The sequence below is a fragment of the Actinoplanes sp. NPDC024001 genome (genome assembly GCF_040638955.1).
Lineage (GTDB): Bacteria > Actinomycetota > Actinomycetes > Mycobacteriales > Micromonosporaceae > Actinoplanes.
Genome location: NZ_JBEZZB010000334.1, coordinates 1 through 3,521 on the forward strand (window position 1 = coordinate 1; position 3,521 = coordinate 3,521).

Annotated in this window: 4 protein-coding genes; 1 reads left to right on the forward strand and 3 read right to left on the reverse strand. The window is 69.8% G+C overall.

Annotation, left to right across the window (positions count from 1 at the left end):
• Positions 1-274 precede the first annotated feature (274 nt).
• From AB0F81_RS50795 to AB0F81_RS50805, 3 genes are all read right to left on the reverse strand, one after another.
• The gene (locus tag AB0F81_RS50795; RefSeq protein ID WP_360211601.1) at positions 275-808 is read right to left on the reverse strand and encodes an STAS domain-containing protein; all 534 of its coding nucleotides are present in this window, start codon (positions 806-808) and stop codon (positions 275-277) included.
• Positions 805-1,659: a rod shape-determining protein gene (locus tag AB0F81_RS50800; protein ID WP_360211603.1), complete on the reverse strand. Its 855-nt coding sequence runs from the start codon at positions 1,657-1,659 to the stop codon at positions 805-807. The genes AB0F81_RS50795 and AB0F81_RS50800 overlap by 4 nt, the downstream gene beginning before the upstream one ends.
• Positions 1,660-2,148: 489 nt before the next feature.
• Entirely contained in the window at positions 2,149-2,796 is a 648-nt protein-coding gene (locus AB0F81_RS50805) for a response regulator transcription factor (RefSeq protein WP_360211605.1), read from the reverse strand.
• Positions 2,797-2,902: 106 nt separating this feature from the next.
• On the opposite strand from AB0F81_RS50805, the gene AB0F81_RS50810 reads away from it, so the two are divergent.
• Positions 2,903-3,521: hypothetical protein (locus AB0F81_RS50810; protein ID WP_360211607.1), on the forward strand; the 619-nt coding region annotated here is incomplete at its 3' end.

Below are 3,521 nucleotides of genomic sequence, written 5' to 3' on the forward strand. Positions count from 1 at the left end.
TCGATGACTCCGTTGAGCGACTCGACCCACTCGTTGGTTTCCTCGGGGTCGATGTCGGGAAGCTGGCTCGGCAGGCCATCGCTGATCACCGGGCGGGGCACGTCTGTTCGGCCCATCGTCGCACCTTCGCTTTCTCAGCCGAGTTCACGGAATTGGTCACGAGCCTGAACTTCGCTGTTTCCCGACGACGTCGTCATGGCCGCGACCGAGGAGGCGGGAAAGGGCGCGGATCTTCCGCACCTGTATCCACGCCAGTCCGGAATCGCCCGTTGCGTCATCTGTTGGCCCCTCGAAGGCCGGCGGATGCGACTGATCGGCACACGGTGTTCGGCGGTGCGCACGTCAAGTGCCCCAGTACGCCGGTGAGTTCGAAGACACGGCGAACGTTGTCCCGGGCGTGGGCCACGTCGTAGCGTTTAGCGTTCGCGGCGGCGACGCGGCTTCCGTGCAGGAGTGCGGAGATGCCGGCGCAGTCGAGGAAGGTCACCGTCGAGAGGTCCACGGTCAGTTCGTTGAGTTCCGTGTCGGTCAGGGCGGTCGTCAAGGTCTGGCGGAGTTCGTCGGCGACGGCGAGGTCGACGTCGCCGACAAGGCGCATGACGTGCCGGCCGTCGACATGATGAACCGGTTCGATGGTGGAGCGCACGATGTCACCTCCGGTGCCATGTCCGGGGAGCAGGCTGTGCACGGTCAGTTCGGTGAGCCGGTTCGTCTGCAGGGCGAACCGCTCTTCGGGCATGGCGCCCGGCAGTTCCCGCGGCTCTCCGGCGACCGTCGCTGTATCGTCCGAGTGCTGGGTGATGGTCATGAGGGTCCTCCAGCGGGCTCGGCTCGGTGCCGCATCGGAGCGGGGCGGCGCAGCAGGGACATGGCGGCCAGGCCAGCACCGTTGAGCGCAGCGTTACGCGGGGATGCGGCGCGGTGCACGGGCAGCCGCAGCACGGCCGACAAGGTCGTACGAAGGTCGGGAAGGGCGGCGCCGCCGCCGACGAGCAGCACACCGCGCGTGAGTGCTGGGCGGAGTTCGGCCGCCGTCGTGGTGTCGCGTAGTTCGTCGATGTACTGGGCGACGATGCCGCAGATCACGTCGACGGTCGCGCCGAGGGTGAGGTCGCGGGTGCCGATGTCGGCTCGGCGTGCGGTGATGACCCGTCCATGGCTGAGCAGCGCGACTTCAGTCAGTTGGGCGCCGAAATCGGCGACCAGCAGGCTGCCGGCCCCGGCTCCTGAGCCGATCGCGGCGGCGCGGACGGTGTCGATGAACACCAGGCGGGTGGGCGCGAAGACCTCCTCCAGGACGCCGCGCATCGCGGCCTGGTCCTGGTCGCCTGCCAGGGCCGGCCGACAAGCGACCACGACGCCGCCGTCCGGGATCGGTTGGCTGAAGCGGCGGACCAGTTGTGACAGCAGTGCCACGCAGCCGGCAGGGTCGATGATGCGGCCACGACGTACCAGGGAGCGGGACGCGGTGAAAGCGTCACCGCACGGTGCGTCGACGGTGCCTCGGTGTGCCGCCCACACGCCAACGGTGCTGCTACCGAGGTCGACCGCGACGGCGGTCGGCGCGGCGGTATCCGGTGTGTCGGCCGGCCGGAGGGACGAGGCGAGGTTCGCGGGCACGGTCACACCGACCCCTTTCACGATGCGCGAGTCAGTCACGGGAACGACAATCACGACGATTCGCCGAACCTCGGCGACGAGTTACGGCAGGTGCCGGCAGCGCGACCGGCGTTACGGTGAACCGCTGCGGTAGCGCCGTGGACGCCGCGCTCCGGCGACGTCCTTCGGTACGCGGCCCGGCCCGCGGATGGCACTGCTGCCACCCTTCGTAACCGTTGCCTCCTCTCGCGAGGAATCGGTCACTTGAACACCATCGTCGCCGACGACGGAGCGGCGGACAGGGGCAGGAACTGGCCAAGTTCCGCGGTCCTCATTGCCGACGCCCAGCAAACCGGCGGAGAGGATATCGGTGCTGGTGGTCGGCGCTCCAGGTGATTAGCGAGGCGTCAGGGCAGCGCCGATACCGGCGCCGCCATGGTGGCCGACATGTACGAGGGGCGACTTCAGCGGCGGCCGGGCGTCAACCGGAGACCGATGACGGTGCCCTCCGGGCAGCACCAACCTGGACGCCGGCCCTGATCACGCGGCTCACTGCCGCTGCAGGAACGCCAGCACCGCGAGGACCCGGCGGTTGCTCGCCGCGCTGCCCTCCAGGCCGAGCTTGCGGAAGATGTGCTGAACGTGGGTGCCGACCGTGTTCAGCGAGATGAACATGGTCTCCGCTATCCCCCGGTCCGACAGGCCCTCGGCCATCAGCCGCAGCACCTCGTGCTCGCGAGGGCTCAGCTCGCTCAGCACGTCGCGGCTGTGCCGGGAGGCGATCAGCTCGCCGACCACGTCCGGGTCGACCACCGTGCCGCCGGCCAGCAGCCGGTCGAGCGCCTGGCTGAGCTGCAGCGGCTCGAGGATGCGGTCCTTGAGCAGGTATCCGATGCCGGACGCGCCGCCCTCCAGCAGCCGGGTGGCATACTCGGGCATCGCGTACTGGGACAGCACCAGGATCTTGAGATCGGGTACGAGGGCGCGCAGCGCGACCGACACCCGGATCCCCTCGTCGGTGTACGTCGGTGGCATGCGGATGTCCAGGATCACGGCGTCCGGCCGCCCCGTCACGACGGCCCGCTCCACGTGGTCGGGCCGGCTCACCATCTCGACCACCTGGTGACCTTCCGCCTCGATCAGGCGGCGCAGGCCTTCACGCGCGATGATCGAGTCGTCGACGATGATCACTCGCATGCTGGCAATCCCGTCCGTCGTGGATTCCCCTGACCGCACTCACGGTAATTCGTGATTCCTGGACCGGGTATGTCGCGGCGGTCGATGCCGGTGTCACGATGACCGGGTGACCGGGAGCGGGCAGTTCGCGCCGTCGGCGCGCAACATCGTCGCGGTCGCCGTGCCGTGCGGGGCGCTGATCGCGGTCGATATCTGGCTCGGCGTCACTCGCGATCAGCGGCCGTGGCCCATGCTCGTGTCCGACGTGGCGCTGGGCGCCTGTTTCGTCCTGGCGGGCGTCGTTGCCTGGCGGCTGCGCCCACGCAGCCGGACAGGCTTGCTGATGCTGCTGCTCGGGACGGTCATGCTGCTGGCCAACCCCTACGGTTACGAGCTCGCGCCGGACACGCCGGCAGCCACCGCGATCGGCGTGATCGGCGCACCGATGTACTGGCTCCAGTTCGCCCTCGCGGGCCATCTGCTGCTCAGCTACCCGTCCGGGCGGCTGGTTCGCGGTTCCCCCGAGGCGGCCCTGATCATCGGCTGCTACGCGCTCGTGGGGGTGACCGTGGGCGTGAAGGCCGCGGTCCACGGCACCGGGGCGGCGGCACCGGTCACCGTCGCGGTGACGGTGGCCTGGACGGCGCTCGCCGCCGTCGCGGGCGGCCTGCTCCTGCGCCGGTTCATGCGCGCGCCACCGCTGCCGTGGACCGCGGCCTTCACGCCCACGGTCACCCCCACGAGCG

Excerpts from the sequence above, each read along its gene's own strand:
- AB0F81_RS50795 (WP_360211601.1), bottom strand. The coding sequence starts at position 808 with ATGACCATCACCCAGCACTCGGACGATACAGCGACGGTCGCCGGAGAG.
- AB0F81_RS50805 (WP_360211605.1), bottom strand. The coding sequence starts at position 2,796 with ATGCGAGTGATCATCGTCGACGACTCGATCATCGCGCGTGAAGGCCTG.